Annotated in this window: 18 protein-coding genes; 12 read left to right on the top strand and 6 right to left on the bottom strand. The window is 31.8% G+C overall.

From position 1 onward, the window contains the following. The first annotated feature begins 1 nt into the window (after position 1). The 3 genes from thrC (at position 2) to LQ682_RS05295 (ending at position 2,848) form a co-directional block, all read left to right on the top strand. Complete coding sequence (thrC, locus tag LQ682_RS05305; RefSeq protein WP_016999609.1) at positions 2 to 1,066, top strand: threonine synthase; 1,065 nt, start codon at positions 2 to 4, stop codon at positions 1,064 to 1,066. After that, on the top strand, positions 1,063 to 1,974 hold the full coding sequence (gene thrB / locus LQ682_RS05300) for a homoserine kinase (RefSeq protein WP_016999608.1): 912 nt from the start codon (positions 1,063 to 1,065) through the stop codon (positions 1,972 to 1,974). Before thrC ends, thrB begins: the two co-directional genes overlap by 4 nt. A gap of 67 nt (positions 1,975 to 2,041) precedes the next feature. Continuing rightward, positions 2,042 to 2,848: a Cof-type HAD-IIB family hydrolase gene (locus LQ682_RS05295; protein WP_103269161.1), complete on the top strand. Its 807-nt coding sequence runs from the start codon at positions 2,042 to 2,044 to the stop codon at positions 2,846 to 2,848. Positions 2,849 to 2,906: 58 nt separating this feature from the next. Here LQ682_RS05295 and LQ682_RS05290 read toward each other — a convergent pair whose 3' ends face one another. From LQ682_RS05290 to rpmG, 4 genes are all read right to left on the bottom strand, one after another. Next, positions 2,907 to 4,307: a phosphoribosyltransferase domain-containing protein gene (locus tag LQ682_RS05290; protein ID WP_064204998.1), complete on the bottom strand. Its 1,401-nt coding sequence runs from the start codon at positions 4,305 to 4,307 to the stop codon at positions 2,907 to 2,909. A gap of 12 nt (positions 4,308 to 4,319) precedes the next feature. Next, positions 4,320 to 4,634, bottom strand: a complete 315-nt coding sequence (locus tag LQ682_RS05285) for a hypothetical protein (RefSeq protein ID WP_016999604.1) — start codon at positions 4,632 to 4,634, stop codon at positions 4,320 to 4,322. Between the two features lie 137 nt (positions 4,635 to 4,771). Next, entirely contained in the window at positions 4,772 to 6,214 is a 1,443-nt protein-coding gene (locus LQ682_RS05280; protein ID WP_016999603.1) for an amino acid permease, read from the bottom strand. 196 nt (positions 6,215 to 6,410) lie between these two features. Beyond that, entirely contained in the window at positions 6,411 to 6,560 is a 150-nt protein-coding gene (rpmG, locus tag LQ682_RS05275) for a 50S ribosomal protein L33 (RefSeq protein ID WP_026023653.1), read from the bottom strand. 137 nt (positions 6,561 to 6,697) lie between these two features. Between rpmG and LQ682_RS05270 the strand changes: the two genes are divergently transcribed. The 3 genes from LQ682_RS05270 (at position 6,698) to LQ682_RS05260 (ending at position 9,754) form a co-directional block, all read left to right on the top strand. Further along, positions 6,698 to 7,648, top strand: coding sequence for a metal ABC transporter solute-binding protein, Zn/Mn family (locus tag LQ682_RS05270; protein WP_239723974.1), 951 nt, complete (start codon positions 6,698 to 6,700; stop codon positions 7,646 to 7,648). A 91-nt stretch (positions 7,649 to 7,739) separates the two neighbouring features. Beyond that, positions 7,740 to 8,717 (top strand): GMP reductase, encoded by a 978-nt coding sequence (gene guaC, locus LQ682_RS05265; protein ID WP_064204995.1) that lies wholly within the window; start codon positions 7,740 to 7,742, stop codon positions 8,715 to 8,717. Between the two features lie 11 nt (positions 8,718 to 8,728). Further along, positions 8,729 to 9,754, top strand: a complete 1,026-nt coding sequence (locus tag LQ682_RS05260) for a CAP domain-containing protein (RefSeq protein ID WP_239723973.1) — start codon at positions 8,729 to 8,731, stop codon at positions 9,752 to 9,754. A gap of 320 nt (positions 9,755 to 10,074) precedes the next feature. On the opposite strand, the gene lexA is transcribed toward LQ682_RS05260, so the two are convergent. After that, positions 10,075 to 10,695 carry a transcriptional repressor LexA gene (gene lexA, locus LQ682_RS05255; RefSeq protein WP_016999600.1) on the bottom strand — a complete coding sequence of 207 codons (621 nt, stop codon included), beginning with the start codon at positions 10,693 to 10,695 and terminating at the stop codon, positions 10,075 to 10,077. A gap of 143 nt (positions 10,696 to 10,838) precedes the next feature. Here lexA and sosA point away from each other — a divergent pair, with 143 nt between their 5' ends. From sosA to LQ682_RS05225, 6 genes are all read left to right on the top strand, one after another. Beyond that, positions 10,839 to 11,069: a DNA damage-induced cell division inhibitor SosA gene (gene sosA / locus LQ682_RS05250; RefSeq protein WP_016999599.1), complete on the top strand. Its 231-nt coding sequence runs from the start codon at positions 10,839 to 10,841 to the stop codon at positions 11,067 to 11,069. 79 nt (positions 11,070 to 11,148) lie between these two features. Further along, entirely contained in the window at positions 11,149 to 11,385 is a 237-nt protein-coding gene (locus LQ682_RS05245; protein WP_016999598.1) for a DUF896 domain-containing protein, read from the top strand. 83 nt (positions 11,386 to 11,468) lie between these two features. After that, positions 11,469 to 13,457, top strand: a complete 1,989-nt coding sequence (tkt, locus tag LQ682_RS05240; RefSeq protein WP_239723972.1) for a transketolase — start codon at positions 11,469 to 11,471, stop codon at positions 13,455 to 13,457. Positions 13,458 to 13,661: 204 nt separating this feature from the next. After that, a complete protein-coding gene (locus LQ682_RS05235) occupies positions 13,662 to 13,892 on the top strand; it encodes a YneF family protein (protein ID WP_016999596.1) in 231 nt (76 codons plus the stop codon). Positions 13,893 to 14,074: 182 nt separating this feature from the next. Next, positions 14,075 to 14,761 carry a cytochrome c biogenesis CcdA family protein gene (locus LQ682_RS05230; protein ID WP_016999595.1) on the top strand — a complete coding sequence of 229 codons (687 nt, stop codon included), beginning with the start codon at positions 14,075 to 14,077 and terminating at the stop codon, positions 14,759 to 14,761. A gap of 34 nt (positions 14,762 to 14,795) precedes the next feature. Further along, on the top strand, positions 14,796 to 15,269 hold the full coding sequence (locus LQ682_RS05225) for a CcdC family protein (protein ID WP_026023651.1): 474 nt from the start codon (positions 14,796 to 14,798) through the stop codon (positions 15,267 to 15,269). Positions 15,270 to 15,287: 18 nt separating this feature from the next. Here the strand turns inward: LQ682_RS05225 and LQ682_RS05220 are convergent, their stop codons facing one another. Further along, positions 15,288 to 15,800, bottom strand: a complete 513-nt coding sequence (locus LQ682_RS05220) for a DUF2621 domain-containing protein (protein WP_276325830.1) — start codon at positions 15,798 to 15,800, stop codon at positions 15,288 to 15,290. Between the last annotated feature and the right edge of the window lie 20 nt (positions 15,801 to 15,820).

Here is a 15,820-nt window from a genome sequence, read left to right as displayed (position 1 = left end):
TATGGGAAGATGGCAAGGACTTATTCATAAATATAAAGAATATTTACCAGTAAATGAAAATACACCAGAATTAACATTAAATGAAGGTAATACACCATTAATTCATTTACCTTATTTATCAGAGCAATTAAACATTAATCTATATGCTAAATTCGAAGGCTTGAATCCAACTGGCTCGTTTAAAGACAGAGGTATGGTTATGGCAGTTGCTAAGGCTAAAGAAGAAGGTAAGAAAATTGTTATTTGTGCTTCTACTGGAAATACTTCTGCTTCAGCTGCTGCGTATGCAGCAAGAGCTGGTATGAAAGCGATTGTTGTAATACCTGAAGGCAAAATAGCTTTAGGTAAGCTAGCACAAGCAGTTATGTATGGTGCAGAAATCGTTTCAATTAAAGGAAACTTTGACGAAGCTTTAAATATCGTAAAAAAGGTTGCGGAAAAAGGCGAAATTGCTTTAGTTAACTCGGTTAATCCATATAGAATTGAAGGTCAAAAAACAAGTGCGTTTGAAATCGTAGAACAGTTAGATGGTAAAGCGCCAGATACTTTTGCTATTCCAGTTGGAAACGCGGGAAATATCACTGCATATTGGAAAGGTTTCAAAGAATTTGATAATTTGAATCAATCTGGATTACCGGTAATGTGTGGTTTCCAAGCAGAGGGTGCATCACCGATAGTTCAAGGTAAAGTTGTTAAAAATCCTGAAACTGTCGCTACTGCTATCAGAATTGGAAATCCTGCAAGTTGGAAAATGGCAGAAGAGGCGAGAGATGAGTCAAATGGTTTGATTGATAGTGTTACAGATGAAGAAATTTTAAAAGCTTATAAATTAATGACTAGTAAAGAAGGCGTGTTTAGCGAACCAGCAAGTAACGCATCAATTGCAGGTTTATTGAAATTACATGAACAAGGAAAATTAAAACCAAATCAAACTGTAGTTGCCATATTAACTGGTAATGGATTGAAAGATCCAGATACAGCGATTGATTTATTGGATTCACCAATCACACCACTAGAGAATGACGAACAATCTATTATTGATTATATCGAGAGTGCTTTACGATGAAGAAATTACAACTCAAAGTACCAGCATCAACAGCAAATTTAGGAGTTGGGTTTGATTCTATAGGGATGGCTTTAGATAAATACTTAGAAGTTGAAGCAAGCGTATCAGTAGATCAGCAATGGCACTTTGAGCACATTGGACCTCATTTAACAGGTTTACCTGAAGATGAAACACATTATATTACTCAAATTGCACAACAAGCAGCAAATAAATTCAATCAAAAAGTACCTCCACTTCGATTGAAAATGTATAGTGATATACCATTAGCAAGAGGTTTAGGGAGTTCCGCTTCAGCATTAGTAACAGGTCTCTTTTTGGCGAACCATTTTGCAAACTTAAAACTATCTAAATATGAATTGCTTCAATTGGCAACAGAAATCGAAGGACATCCTGATAATGTTGCACCGACTATATATGGTGGCTTAGTCTTAGGTGTTTATGATCCAGAAGAAAACCAAACCGATGTATCTTATATTGATATTCCAAAAGTGGATGTCATAGCGACGATACCGTCTTATGAATTATCTACCGAAAAAGCTAGAAAAGTATTACCAGAGAATTTAGCATTAAAAGATGCAGTAAAATATAGTGCAATTAGTAATACAATGATTAGTGCTTTAATTCAACATAATTATGAACTAGCTGGAAAAATGATGATGAAAGATGGTTTTCATGAGCCTTATAGACAATATTTAATTCCGGACTTTGAAGATATTAAGACAATAGCATTAGAACACGGAGCTTATGCCACAGTTATTAGTGGTGCGGGCCCAACAGTATTAACACTTATTAAAAAAGAACTCAGTGGTAAATTAGTGCGTACATTACAAGAAAAATTTAAAGATTGTGAGTCAGAGCTTGTAACAATCAATAGATTTGGCGTAAAACAAACAACAATTAATTTATAAAATAAAGATGATGCTTACATTCTTCTTATGGTAGAATGTAAGCATCATTGCATTTAAGGAGATAGTTATGACATATAAATACATAGTTATGGATATGGATGATACATTGTTAACTTCAGAAAATAAAATTAGTGAAGAAACACATGCATATTTATTAAAAAAACAACAAGAAGGCATGAAAATTATACTTGCTTCTGGTAGACCAACAGCAGGTATGACAAAGCATGCAGAATCTTTAAATTTGAAACAAAATGGTGGATATATTGTAAGTTATAATGGTGCAATTATTACAGATGCAGCAACAAATGAAGTTGTCTTTAAACAGACGATAGATAAAGAAAATGCACATAAAATTATAGATTTTTGTAGAGAAAATAATTTCTTCAGTTTAACATATATCAATGATGAAATCGTTTATGATTCTACACATGAATATATGAATATTGAAAGTGAATTAACAGGCTTGCCGATGGTATCGGTATCAGATTTAAAAGAAGTCATTACTGAAGATGTACCTAAAGTTATGGGAATAGATTACGAAGAAAATATCTCAAAAGCTAATCAGTCTCTAAATGGACAATTTAACGATCATATTTCTTCAACTACAAGTAAACCTTATTTCTTAGAGTTTATGAATAATGAAGTATCTAAAGGAAAATCACTTCAAAAGCTTTTTGATAAAATAGAAGCGGATTTTTCAGAAGTTATTGCATTCGGAGATAGTTTAAATGACTCAGATATGTTAGAGAAAGCAGCTATTGGTGTTGCTATGGGTAATGCTAATTATACAATTAAAGAACTTGCAGACGTTGTAACTGATGACCATGATAATAATGGTATCGTGACAGCTTTAGAAAAATTACTTAAGTCATAAGCATAATTAAAAGCCGTGAAATAGGATGGAATATCCACACTTCACGGCTTTTTTATGTCTAATAAAGTCTATCCTCGTTAAAAGCAATAGAAGTCATTTCAATAACTAAAATTGATTTTGCACCTAGTATTTTCAACTGTTGAACTAAATCATCTATTTCTGTTTTGTGTCTCAATCTCTCAACTAATACAATGATTTGATCATATTGATCTATTTCTAAGTTATATAAATAATGAGTGATTGATCTCTCTAAAGGAGACATGAAGCTAATTTTTTTGTTTGAATGGTTCAGTGTACTTGAATCAAAATTAAAACGTGTTGTACCTTGAACTTTTACTTCCTTCCCAGGTAAATATCTAGCAATTTGCAGAGGTACATATAGAAATTCTCCAATGCCGATAATCATTTTAGATGAATCATCTAATAAATCACCGAGTAACTCGCCCATACGTTGGAATAATTCTTCAGAAATTTGTTGTTCTCTACCGTTTAAAGTAAATCTACCTGTTGAAATAAAGTATGGATTATCATGGATTGTTCCATTACGTAACATATTTTGAGCTTTAACGATAAAGTAATCATTTATAATATGTCTTAACGAATAATATTGTACTTTTGTTTCATGGTGGTTATTTTTTAATAGTTCATTATGAGTAAGTTGATGCGTAACATTTTGTATATCTTGGACTTCTACATCGAAAGACATTAATGAAATGATATTAATCTTGATATTTAAAGATTTTTCCAAACTAGAAAATGATTCTTTAACACTTTGTGATCTTAAATCGATAGGTGTTAATACCGTAAACATTTGTCTAGATGGATATTTTTTATGAATTTTCATAATTAGATTAATTACTGAATGACCATTTAACAAATGATTATCTATAATGGCAATCCTCTCATCATTATCAAAAAAGTCTTTATCTTTAGTATAGAAAAACAGTCTTTCTTGTGTATCAACAATATCACTATGATCAAGTAAAGGTGGGTGAGAGATCACTTTATCTCTTGTAGAAGCCAAGAACATAACATCATCTTCAAATAAACTAAATATAGAATGTCCGAGATTAACTGCACGCTCACTCAACCCTAAAAATCGAGTAGGTGGGTAATGTCCAAGTTTGTTCGTTTCTACTAAATTTAATGCTTGAATCATCTTACCTCTGTTTTGACTATTAATAGCACTTGCAACAGTCTCCATCCTTTCATCAGTTTCACCGGTTAAGGCTTCATGATATAAAAATCCTAATAATAAACCGACTAATAATGGATGTTCTGGATACAATGCTCTTGAATATCCTAAACAGGGAGATACAGGGATATAAGGAAACTCTGAATGTTCTTCTTGGGTCATGGCTAGCATTTCATCTATTTCGAACTGAAATCGATTATCTATTACTTTAACCTCTACTTGCTTTTCGTTATCTAGAGGGAAAACTTTACTCTGTTGAGACATGAAATAACTCCTTTATTTGCTCGTATGCGTCCATTCACGACTAAATTTTTTTCTTTTTATATGTGCATAAACTTGATCGGCAGCATAATCTTGATTTGTATAAACTGTAATATCATAGAAAACTTGATTTTCTTCAAAAGGTTCATTTAAGTATAAATCTTTTAAATGATCGAATAAGGACTGCATTTGTTCTCTTGTCAAACTCGTATATTCTCTTAAAGTCTTTTTTATGAGTTGAGAATCAGAATCAAATGCACTTTGCACCACAATAACAAAGCGTTCATCTTGTTTAAGTACATCATCAAATAAATTAGTTTGTCCAGTCATTGTTTCACCTTCTTAATGAGTTATTAATTATTTATGTTTATTATACTATATATAATGGAATAAGAAAAAGTTACAATTGTTTTTGTATAAAAAAATACTACCAACAATGTATTTGTACTGTTGGTAGTATTAACTCATTATTTATCATAGTTGTGTTTTGATAAATCGATATCTTCTAATTTAATAACTTTAGTTTTTGTTATGAATTTATGGATGAAATAAACAACAACGCCAAGTATGATAGGTAAGAATGATTCAATTAAAATTGGTATATTTAAATTGATGATACTATCAAATGATTGTCCAATTAGTAAGAATGCAATAACTGAAATAACAATAATAGGGCCTAAAGGATATAAAGGTGCTTTATATTCTAAAGTTTCAGTTTCTGATTTACCTTGTTTTCGTATAGCCATTCTTAAACGAACGTGACTGATGATGCTCATTAACCAAACTAATGTAACAAGTGCACCAAGCATATTTAATAATCTATAGTAACCGTCAGCATTTAACGTTGCATATACGATTGATAAGAATATTAAAACGATTGTGACACATAGTGACACAAATGGCATGTTATGTTTATTTAATTTACTAAATACTTTTGGTGCTTGTTTATGTTTTGATAAAGAATAAAGCAAACGACTTGTAGCATATAATCCTGAATTACCAGCTGATATTAAAGCAGTTAGTATGACAGCATTAATAATAGAAGCGGCAAATGCGATACCAACTCTATCAAATACAATTGTAAAAGGACTTTGTGTTACTGTATTATCTTTGTTTAATAACAATGGATCTGTATAAGGTATTATTGCTGCTATTACTGCAATTGCTAGAATATAGAATAATAATATTCTCCAGAACACTTGTCTAATAGCTTTAGGCATTGATTCTTTAGGATTTTCAGACTCACCAGCAGTAACTGCAACAACTTCAGTACCACCAAAGCTGAATCCAGCAACAAGTAATACGCCTAAGAAACCAGATATACCATTAACAAAAGGTGCTTCTTTGTATGTGTAGTTCGTTAAACCTAAAGGCTCATTACCACCTAAAATACCAAAGATGATTAGCACACCGACAATTAAGAAGATGATTATTGTTGCAACTTTGATAAAACTTAACCAATATTCAGCTTCACCAAATGCTTTAACAGTAAATATATTTAATAAGAACAATATAACTATAAAAATCATACTCCATACAAATGGATCAATACTGTCAAATATATTCCAATATGTAATAATTTTAGCAGCTGTTAATATATCCACACTAGACACTAGTGCCCAAATAATCCAATATAACCAACCAACTGTAAAACCTGCAGAAGGGTCTATGAATCTACTAGAATAAGCACTAAACGATCCTGAAACTGGATAAAATGTAGCAAGCTCTCCAATAGCAGTCATTAAGAAATATAGCATCACACCTATAATTGCATATGCTATTAACGCACCGGCAGGACCAGCTTGTGTAATGACAGCACCACTAGCCATAAATAGACCTGTACCGATAGAACCACCGATAGCTATCATTGAAATGTGTCTAGTCTTTAAACCACGTTTCATTTCTTCCATATAAATCACCATACTTTCTACTTCACTATTAACTTATTTTAAATATAAGTAATATTTTATTATCTATTCAGAAAATAAGCAATGAAAATTTTATTACATAAATGCTTTAAAGCATTAAATTAAAGAAATAATAAAAAAGTCACTCCAAATTAATGAAGTGACTTTTAATGTCGTATATCTTATTATAAATAAGAAATTATTTTGTTTCGCGATGTAAAGTATGACGACCTAATCTTGGACTATATTTTTTTAATTCAATACGTTCTGGATTTGTACGTTTATTTTTAGTAGAAATATAGTTTCTGTCGCCTGTTTCAGTACATGCTAACGTGATATTTACACGCATGTTCATCAGCCTTTCTGTATAGTAATCATTACGTTTTATAATAATATCATAAAATATAATGCTTAGCAATAGAATTACTCTATGAAATAGGGACATCAGATTGTTATAATAAAATAAATATAAATAAGGAGATTTTTATGAAAAATAAATCGAAAATAGCTATAGTATTATGTGTTACTGTCTTATTTCTAGCAGCTTGTGGATCTAAATCAAACAGTAATGATAAATTAAAAATTTATGCGACTAACTTTCCTTACGAGAGTTTTACTAAACAAATAGGTGGAGAATATGTAGATGTTGAGTCTATCTATCCAAGTGGTACTGATTTACATAATTACGAACCCACTCAAAAAGAAATGTTAAATATCGCAAAAAGTGATTTATTTGTATATTCTTCAGATGAGTTGGATCCAGTAGCTAAAAAAATTAGTTCTACTATAAAACAAGGCGACCACAAATTACAAACTATTCCTAATTTAGAGGAAAGTGAAATATTAGAACACCATCATGAAGATGGAGAAGAACATGAGCATGAACATGATGCAACACATAATGAAGAAAATGAACATGACCCGCATATATGGCTTGATCCAATTGCCAATAAAGAAGCGGCTAAATCTATTAAAGATAAATTAGTTAAAATAGATGCATCGCACAAAGAAACTTATGAAAAGAATTACAAGAAGCTAATAACAGATATCGATAAAATCGATAAAGAAATGAAAGAAATCACAAAAGATACGAAGCGAGATACTGTATTTATTTCTCATGACACTCTTGGATATTTAGCAAATCGTTATCATTTTAAACAAACAGGTGTAACTGGAATGAATAATGAAGAACCTAGTCAAAAAGAACTTCTAAATATCATAAAAGAGATTAATAAATCAAAATCTCCATATATATTATATGAACAAAATGTAAGTTCTAAAGTAACAGATATTATAAAGAAAGATACTGATAGTAAACCACTTAAGTTTCATAATTTAGAAGTATTAACTAAAGAAGAAGCAAAAGATAAAAACATCACATATCAATCTTTAATGGAAGAAAATATCAAGAATTTAGATAAAGCTCTTAATAATTAATAAATATAATCTTATTTCGTTTACTTTTTCATGTTAACCATGTATAGTAACTAATGGATTATTATTAATAGTTTTGAAAGAGGTCATTGATATGAAAATTTTTGATTATGAAGACGTACAATTAATACCAAACAAATGTATAGTAGAAAGTCGCTCTGAATGTGATACTACTGTTAAATTTGGGCCGAAAACATTTAAATTACCAGTTGTACCTGCTAATATGCAAACAGTGATGAATGAAGAACTAGCTGAATGGTTTGCTAGTAATGATTATTTTTATATCATGCATCGCTTTGATGAAAAAGCACGTATTCCATTTATTAAAAAAATGCAAAGTAAAAACTTATTTGCATCTATCTCAGTAGGTGTTAAAAAAGATGAGTATGATTTTATAGAAGAATTAGCAAATGAAAATTTAATTCCTGAATATATGACAATAGATATTGCACACGGTCACTCTGAGCAAGTTATTAGAATGATTAAGCACATTAAACAACATATTCCAGAAACATTTGTAATTGCTGGTAATGTTGGAACGCCAGAAGGTGTTCGTGAACTAGAAAATGCTGGAGCAGATGCAACTAAAGTTGGTATCGGGCCTGGTAGAGTCTGTATAACAAAAATTAAAACTGGATTTGGAACTGGTGGCTGGCAATTAGCTGCTATTAACCATTGTAGTAAAGCTGCAAGAAAACCAATTATTGCTGATGGTGGAATCAGAACAAATGGTGATATTGCAAAATCAATTAGATTTGGTGCTAGTATGGTTATGGTAGGTTCACTATTTGCTGCACACGAAGAATCTCCAGGTGAAACTGTTGAACTTGAAGGCAAATTATACAAAGAATACTTTGGAAGTGCTTCAGAATTCCAAAAAGGTGAGCGTAAAAACGTAGAAGGTAAAAAAATGTTTGTCGAGCATAAAGGATCATTAAAAGATACTTTAATTGAAATCGAACAAGATTTACAAAGTTCTATCTCGTATGCAGGTGGCAAAGACTTACAATCTATCACTAAAGTAGACTATGTGATTGTACGAAATTCAATATTCAACGGTGACCGCGACTAAAAATAGGCGAGGTGGACTACTTGAAAAAAGTATTTTACTTATTCATATTGTTATTGATTATAACCTTAATCAAGCCAGTCCCTGAATCAGATTTATCTAAACAAATTCAACAAAAAGTGATGAATGTTCAACAAGGACTTGAAGATGAACAAACTACTAAGAAAGTTGAACTAAAGACGCCGAAAGAACAAGAATTTGCGATTAATAATATTCAAATCAATCAAACGAAAAGCGAAGTTGAAAAGAAACTTGGCAAACCAAAACGGGTAACCGTTAATGAATATAATGAGAAATGGCATGCATATCATGACCAATACAATGGATTTGTAATGGTCAGTTATGATGATGACAAAGTAACAGGATTATATACAAACCAAGACTTAATAACATCTCAAAAAGGTATAACGAGTAAAATGAAAAAGAATAAAGTTCGTTCAATTCTCGGTGAATCTTTAGATGAGATTCAAAAAGATAAAGTTAAGTTAGTTCAAAATGATCCTGATTATGATGTTTTCAAATTTGATAACATTTATACGACCATATTTTATGATAAGCATCAAGACAATCAAATTAAAGGAATTATGCAAGTAGCTTCGTCAACTGAAGATAAGCGTACAAATCAGTACCATACTGCTTCAGATGAATATAAGCGTGCATTAGAACTTCAAAATTTTGATATAGTCAATGCAGAGCGCGTTCAATTTGATTTACCGACATTATCTTATAATGAAAATGTAAGTCATACTGCTCGTAAGCATAGTACAGATATGGTGGATAACGATTATTTTGATCATACGAATAAACAAGGTTTATCTCCATTTGATAGATTAGACAATGATGGTTTTGATTATGTAACTGCAGGTGAAAACTTAGCATATGGTCAAATAAGCAGTGTTTATGCCCATCATGGACTAATGAACTCATTGGGACACAGAAAGAACATTTTAAATAAAGATTATAAAGAGTTAGGAGTAGGTGTCGATATTGGCGAAGATTTACAGCCTTATTGGACTGAAAACTATATTACTCAACAGTAGAAAATAGATAAGCAAAGTGCATTGTCTAAACAACTTTGATATAATAACGATATAAAAATTATTTCATATTTCCTTAAATGTTTTACACATGTTGTTTCTAATAATTTGATTGGTGGAATAACATATAAAGGGGAAGTTTAACATGGAAAATAAAGAAATAAATAATAAAGATATTGACGTTTTAGATCGTGTCAAAGAATTATTAAATAAAAAAGATGTTTCATAAAAAGATTTTTATAATAAAAATAAAAGCTCAAATAATCAAATAAAGGGAATATGATATAAAAAAAAAGCTGTGATGCAAGTGCATCACAGCTTTTTTACATTTCTCTAAACAATCCTACTACTTTACCTAAGACACTTACATTGTCTAAGTAAATTGGTTCCATTGTACTGTTCTCAGGTTGAAGTCTATAACGTGATTCTTCTTTGTAGAAGCGTTTAACGGTAGCTTCATCATCTTCAGTCATCGCGACGATGATATCCCCATTCTCAGCAATTGTTTGGCTTCGCACGATTACTTTATCTCCATCAAGAATACCTGCTTCTATCATACTGTCTCCAATAACATCTAATATAAAGATATTGCTATTATGTGTTGATGTAAAGTGAGCAGGTAGCGGGAAATATTCTTCAACGTTCTCAACTGCTGTAATAGGTATACCAGCAGTTACTTTACCTATGACGGGAACATGAATGGTGTTCTCTTGGTTAATGTTCTCTCCTACAGTCTCGGTAATCTCGATTGCACGAGGTTTAGTAGGGTCACGTTTAATATATCCCTTTTCTTCTAATCTAGATAAATGGCCATGTACAGTGGAACTTGAAGCAAGTCCGACAGCTAAACCAATTTCACGAACACTAGGCGGATAACCTTTTGTTTGTACTATATGTTTAATGAATTGATATATTTCAGATTGACGTTTAGTTAATTCTTTCATAGTCGCACGCTCCTAATATTGATTTAAATTTATTATAGCACATACGTTTCCTTCGAACAAACATTTGTTCGTATTTTCATTGACTAAGAACAGTTGTTCTGTTATTATAAAAATACAAACAAACGTTCTAGGAGGAAGTAGTTATGACAGTAACAATTAAGAAGACAGTTTTAGTATATTTAGCAGTGTTCTTGATGACTCTATTAATAGGATATTTATACTTAGCTCAGTCTAATGCTGTTTATTCAACAGAACAGACGTACGAAATGACTGATCACAAAATCAAACAACAAGATAACCAACAACCAAATAATATAGATGCAGAACCAAATCATATAAGTAAATCTAAAGCTATGGTAGGTTCGATAGATTAATCGTTAAAATATGAGCAAATCCATTTGGATTTGCTCTTTTTTTTTGTTATCTTTTAATTAAATGGAAAGTGGTGATAAAATGTTAAGTAAAGAAAAGATTGAAAGAATTAATGAGCTAGCAAATAAAAAGAAGACAAGTGGACTTTCTGAACAAGAAGCAAAAGAACAAACAAAACTTCGTGCAGAATATTTACAAGCTTTTAGAGGTAACTTTAAAGATACGATTGAAAGCACAAAAGTTATCGATCCAGAAGGTAAAGATGTAACACCTGAAAAATTAAAAGAAATCCAAAAGAAAAATAATATAAGAAATTAGTTAAAATGAGTAATAATAATTAATATTCCGAATATTATGATGTATAATGATAATGGATAACAGAATAAAGGAGACTATAATATATGTTTAATGAAAAAGATCAACTAGCAGTAGATTCAATCCGTGCATTAAGTATCGATGCTATCGAAGCAGCTAACTCAGGACATCCTGGATTACCAATGGGTGCTGCACCAATGGCATATACTTTATGGACAAAGCATTTAAACTTTAATCCACAATCAAAAAACTATTTTAATAGAGACCGCTTTGTATTATCTGCAGGTCACGGTTCAGCGTTACTATATAGTTTATTACATCTTTCTGGTAGCTTAGAACTTGAAGAAGTAAAAAACTTTAGACAATGGGATTCAAAAACACCTGGACACCCAGAGTTTAATCATACAGATGGTGTAGAAGTTACAACTGGACCTCTTGGACAAGGATTTGCAATGAGTGTTGGTATGGCTATGGCTGAAAAACACTTAGCAGGCAAATTCAACCAAGATAATTATGAAGTTATTGATCACTACACATATGTTTTAGCTAGTGATGGTGACTTAATGGAGGGTATCTCTCACGAGGCAGCTTCATTAGCAGGTCATTTAAACCTTGATAAATTAATCACTTTATACGACTCTAACGATATTTCATTAGATGGTGATTTAGATAAAGCTTTCTCAGAAAATGTTAAAAATAGATTCGAATCTTACGGTTGGAGTTACATCTTAGTTGAAGACGGTAATGACTTAGAAGCTATTGATAAAGCTATAACTGAGGCTAAATCATTAGAAGGTCCTACGTTAATTGAAGTAAAAACTGTAATCGGTTACGGAGCTCCTAACAAAGCAGGTACAAACGGTGCTCACGGTGCGCCACTTGGTGAAGAAGAACGTGAATTGGCATTGAAAGCATACGGTTTAGATCCATCTAAACGTTTCAACGTACCTCAAGAAGTATATGATATTTTCAGCAATACAATGTTAACTCGTGCAAATGAGCATGAAACAAAATGGAATGAATTAGTTGAAGAGTATGCTAAAGCTAACCCAGAATTAGGCGAAGCATTCAAACAAGCAATTTCTAATGAACTTCCAGAAGACTATGCTAAAGATTTACCTGTATATGAAGCTGGAAACAGTAGTGCTACACGTGCTGATTCAGGTGATATCATTCAAGCATTAAGTAAATCTGTACCAGCATTCTTTGGTGGTTCAGCAGATTTAGCGTCATCTAACAAATCAAACGTTAAGGATGAGCCAGACTTTAATGATGAAACACCAGAAGGACGTAACATTTGGTTTGGTGTTCGTGAATTCGGTATGGCAGCAGCAGTAAATGGTATGGCAGCGCATGGCGGTGTTAAACCTTATGGTGCGACATTCTTCGTATTCAGTGACTACTTAAAACCAGCACTTCGTCTATCAGCTATCATGGGTGTTCCTTCAACATTTGTATTTACGCATGATTCAATTGCTGTTGGGGAAGATGGTCCTACACATGAACCAGTTGAACAATTATCAGGTTTAAGAGCTATTCCAAACTTAAATGTTATTCGTCCAGCAGATGGAAATGAAACAAGAGTTGCTTGGAAAATTGCTTTAGAATCTAAATCAACACCTACAGCATTAGTATTAACGCGTCAAAACTTAACAGCTTTAGATGTTAAAGAAGCTGAAGTAGAAGAAGGCGTTCGTAAAGGTGGATATATTGTTTACCGTTCTGAAATAGAACCTGAATATCTATTATTAGCTTCTGGTTCTGAAGTATCTCTAGCAGTAGATGCAGCTAAAGATATTGAAGCTCAAGGTAAAGGCGTTCAAGTTGTATCATTACCAAACTGGCATGCATTTGATCAACAAGACCCTGAATATAAAGCTACTGTTTTACCTCCAACATTAAGAAAACGTGTTGCAATCGAAATGGCATCATCATTAGGTTGGCACAAATATGTTGGCATAGAAGGTAAAGTAATTAGTATTGATAGATTCGGTGCTAGTGCGCCTGGAGACTTAGTAGTTGAAAAATACGGTTTCACTAAAGAAAACGTATTAAACACAGTATTAAGTTTCTAATTTAAACTGAACAGTCCGAGACATATATAAATGTCTTGGACTGTTTTATTCCTAGTCATCTTTGCCGGGGTGGGCTGTGAAATCTTTTTAGCAAAATGAGATTTCTGTCCCGCTCCCTTTTTAATTTTGAAACATTAAGTTTCATCTTGATAAAATCTTTTTAATTTAGTAAACTTTTAGAGGATACAGAAAGTGGGTGAAATAATGGCAACATGGTTAGCAATACTATTAATCATCGTGGCATTAATCGGTGGGATTGCTCTAGGATTCTTCCTTGCGCGTAAATATATGATGGATTACTTGAAAAAGAATCCACCTATCAATGAAGAAATGTTACGAATGATGATGATGCAAATGGGTCAAAAACCATCTCAAAAGAAAATAAACCAAATGATGACAATGATGAACAAAAACATGGATCAAAAAATCAAGTAGTTTATATACATTGATGTTAAAGGGATTGCGACACTTCTTGAAAGTGATGTGGTCCCTTTTTATTTGTTAAACTTAGTATAATTAAACCTTAGTTTTAATAACTTTTCACTTATTGTTCAAAATAAATCGTTTTAATGACGCATAAATTTGATAAAATGGAAATAATAGTGAGGGGGGATATAATGGAATTAACAGTTTTTGTTGCTTTTGGTGCAGGTATATTAAGTTTTGTTTCTCCTTGCGTTCTACCTATATATCCTGCTTTTGTGTCATACATTACAGGTATGAGTTACGATGATTTAAAAAATAAAGGGCTAAGTCGTAATGCAATATTACATACTATTATCTTTTTGTTAGGGTTTAGTTTAATCTATATGATTTTAGGTATGGGCATAGGATACATATCTGGCTTGTTTATAAATTATCAAACATTAATAAGACAAGTAGGAGCAATCATCATTATTGTGTTTGGATTAATCATTTTAGGTGTATTCCAACCACAATTTTTAATGAAAGATAGAAAAATTAATTTTAAAGCAAAGCCTTCAGGTTTTATTGGTACGTTTTTAATTGGTATGGCTTTTGCAGCTGGGTGGACGCCGTGTAACGGGCCGATTATAGCTGCGATTGGAACGTTAGCAGCAACAAATTCATCCCAAGCGATGTTATATATGCTACTGTATGTACTTGGATTTAGCATTCCATTTTTCGTATTAACTTTCTTTATAACAAAATTACAAATAATTAGGAAGTACAATGTTGCTATCATGAAGTTTGGTGGTATAATTATGATAATTATGGGAATTTTATTGTTCTTTGATTTATTAACTGACATAACAATATTTTTCCAATCTTTGGGTTTGGAATAAACACAAATGATATTTAGAACTTAAAGGGGTTTTAATCATGTATTTGCTTTTTTCAGTATTTATAGCAGCTTTAATGAGCTTAGCCGTTATAGTTGTAAGAATGAAAGCACAAAATTATCCAACAAATACTAGAAAGATTATATTACCACCATTTTTTATGGCTACTGGAGCACTTATGTACGTAGTGCCTTATTTCAGACTAACAGGTGCTGAAATAATTGAATCGATCATTGTAGGTCTTTTCTTTTCATTATTTCTCATATTCACATCCAACTTTGAAATTAAACGTTCTGAAATATATATGAAACGTTCAAAATTATTTCCAGTAATTCTTATTTCTTTATTGATTATAAGAACTGTAGGCAAGTTTGTATTGAGTGATTCAATCGATCCGGGCCAATTAGCTGGTATGTTTTTCTTATTGGCATTTAGTATGATTGTTCCTTGGAGAATATCTATGTACTTTAAATATAAGAAATTACGTAATCAAATAAGTGTTGTAAAATAAAAACAACGCACTACTCATTTATTGAGTGTGCGTTGTTTTTGCATTTGAAATTTCTTCTGCATGATCAAATATGGAAAACTTGTTTTTTTCATCGTCTGCTAATTCGAACAATGGCAAATATGGTGTATAATCGATATTAAGTTCTGTTAGCTTTTTCTTCATAAATTTGTGATCTCGTTTAGGTGTAGCAACGATATATCCCCTCATGATATGATCGAGTTCAATCGAAGTAGCATGTTCTTCTAGCGCGATTTTAGATACACGTCCACCGATTTTCTCTTTAGCAACGTCTCTAAAAAGATCTGGTACTGGAGACACTAATTCGTTTAATAATGATCTTGCTTCATCATTCCATAAAGGCAAGGCTTTGTGGATATAGTAATCTTGCCAATCGAGTTCACTCATGCCATCATCTTTAGGCATGCGCTTTAAGAATTTTCGAAACATAAAGAATCCGCCAATAGCAAGTAACGAAATAAAAACTATGCACCATAAGACAATAAAGAATATAAATACGTTACTCAATGAAATCACTCCTTATGACTAGTATA

It is taken from the genome of Mammaliicoccus sp. A-M4 (assembly GCF_022386955.1).
In the GTDB taxonomy this organism is placed as follows: Bacteria; Bacillota; Bacilli; order Staphylococcales; family Staphylococcaceae; genus Mammaliicoccus; species Mammaliicoccus lentus.
Note: the sequence above shows the minus strand (reverse complement) of the source record. Positions and strands in the feature narration are given on the sequence as shown.

Coding starts and splice junctions, on each gene's coding strand:
- guaC (WP_064204995.1), top strand. CDS start 7,740: ATGAAAATTTTTGATTATGAAGACGTACAATTAATACCAAACAAATGT.
- LQ682_RS05280 (WP_016999603.1), bottom strand. CDS start 6,214: ATGGAAGAAATGAAACGTGGTTTAAAGACTAGACACATTTCAATGATA.
- LQ682_RS05285 (WP_016999604.1), bottom strand. CDS start 4,634: ATGACTGGACAAACTAATTTATTTGATGATGTACTTAAACAAGATGAA.
- LQ682_RS05245 (WP_016999598.1), top strand. CDS start 11,149: ATGTTAAGTAAAGAAAAGATTGAAAGAATTAATGAGCTAGCAAATAAA.
- thrC (WP_016999609.1), top strand. CDS start 2: ATGGGAAGATGGCAAGGACTTATTCATAAATATAAAGAATATTTACCA.
- rpmG (WP_026023653.1), bottom strand. CDS start 6,560: ATGCGTGTAAATATCACGTTAGCATGTACTGAAACAGGCGACAGAAAC.
- LQ682_RS05295 (WP_103269161.1), top strand. CDS start 2,042: ATGACATATAAATACATAGTTATGGATATGGATGATACATTGTTAACT.
- LQ682_RS05230 (WP_016999595.1), top strand. CDS start 14,075: ATGGAATTAACAGTTTTTGTTGCTTTTGGTGCAGGTATATTAAGTTTT.
- tkt (WP_239723972.1), top strand. CDS start 11,469: ATGTTTAATGAAAAAGATCAACTAGCAGTAGATTCAATCCGTGCATTA.
- LQ682_RS05235 (WP_016999596.1), top strand. CDS start 13,662: ATGGCAACATGGTTAGCAATACTATTAATCATCGTGGCATTAATCGGT.
- LQ682_RS05290 (WP_064204998.1), bottom strand. CDS start 4,307: ATGTCTCAACAGAGTAAAGTTTTCCCTCTAGATAACGAAAAGCAAGTA.
- lexA (WP_016999600.1), bottom strand. CDS start 10,695: ATGAAAGAATTAACTAAACGTCAATCTGAAATATATCAATTCATTAAA.
- sosA (WP_016999599.1), top strand. CDS start 10,839: ATGACAGTAACAATTAAGAAGACAGTTTTAGTATATTTAGCAGTGTTC.
- LQ682_RS05270 (WP_239723974.1), top strand. CDS start 6,698: ATGAAAAATAAATCGAAAATAGCTATAGTATTATGTGTTACTGTCTTA.
- thrB (WP_016999608.1), top strand. CDS start 1,063: ATGAAGAAATTACAACTCAAAGTACCAGCATCAACAGCAAATTTAGGA.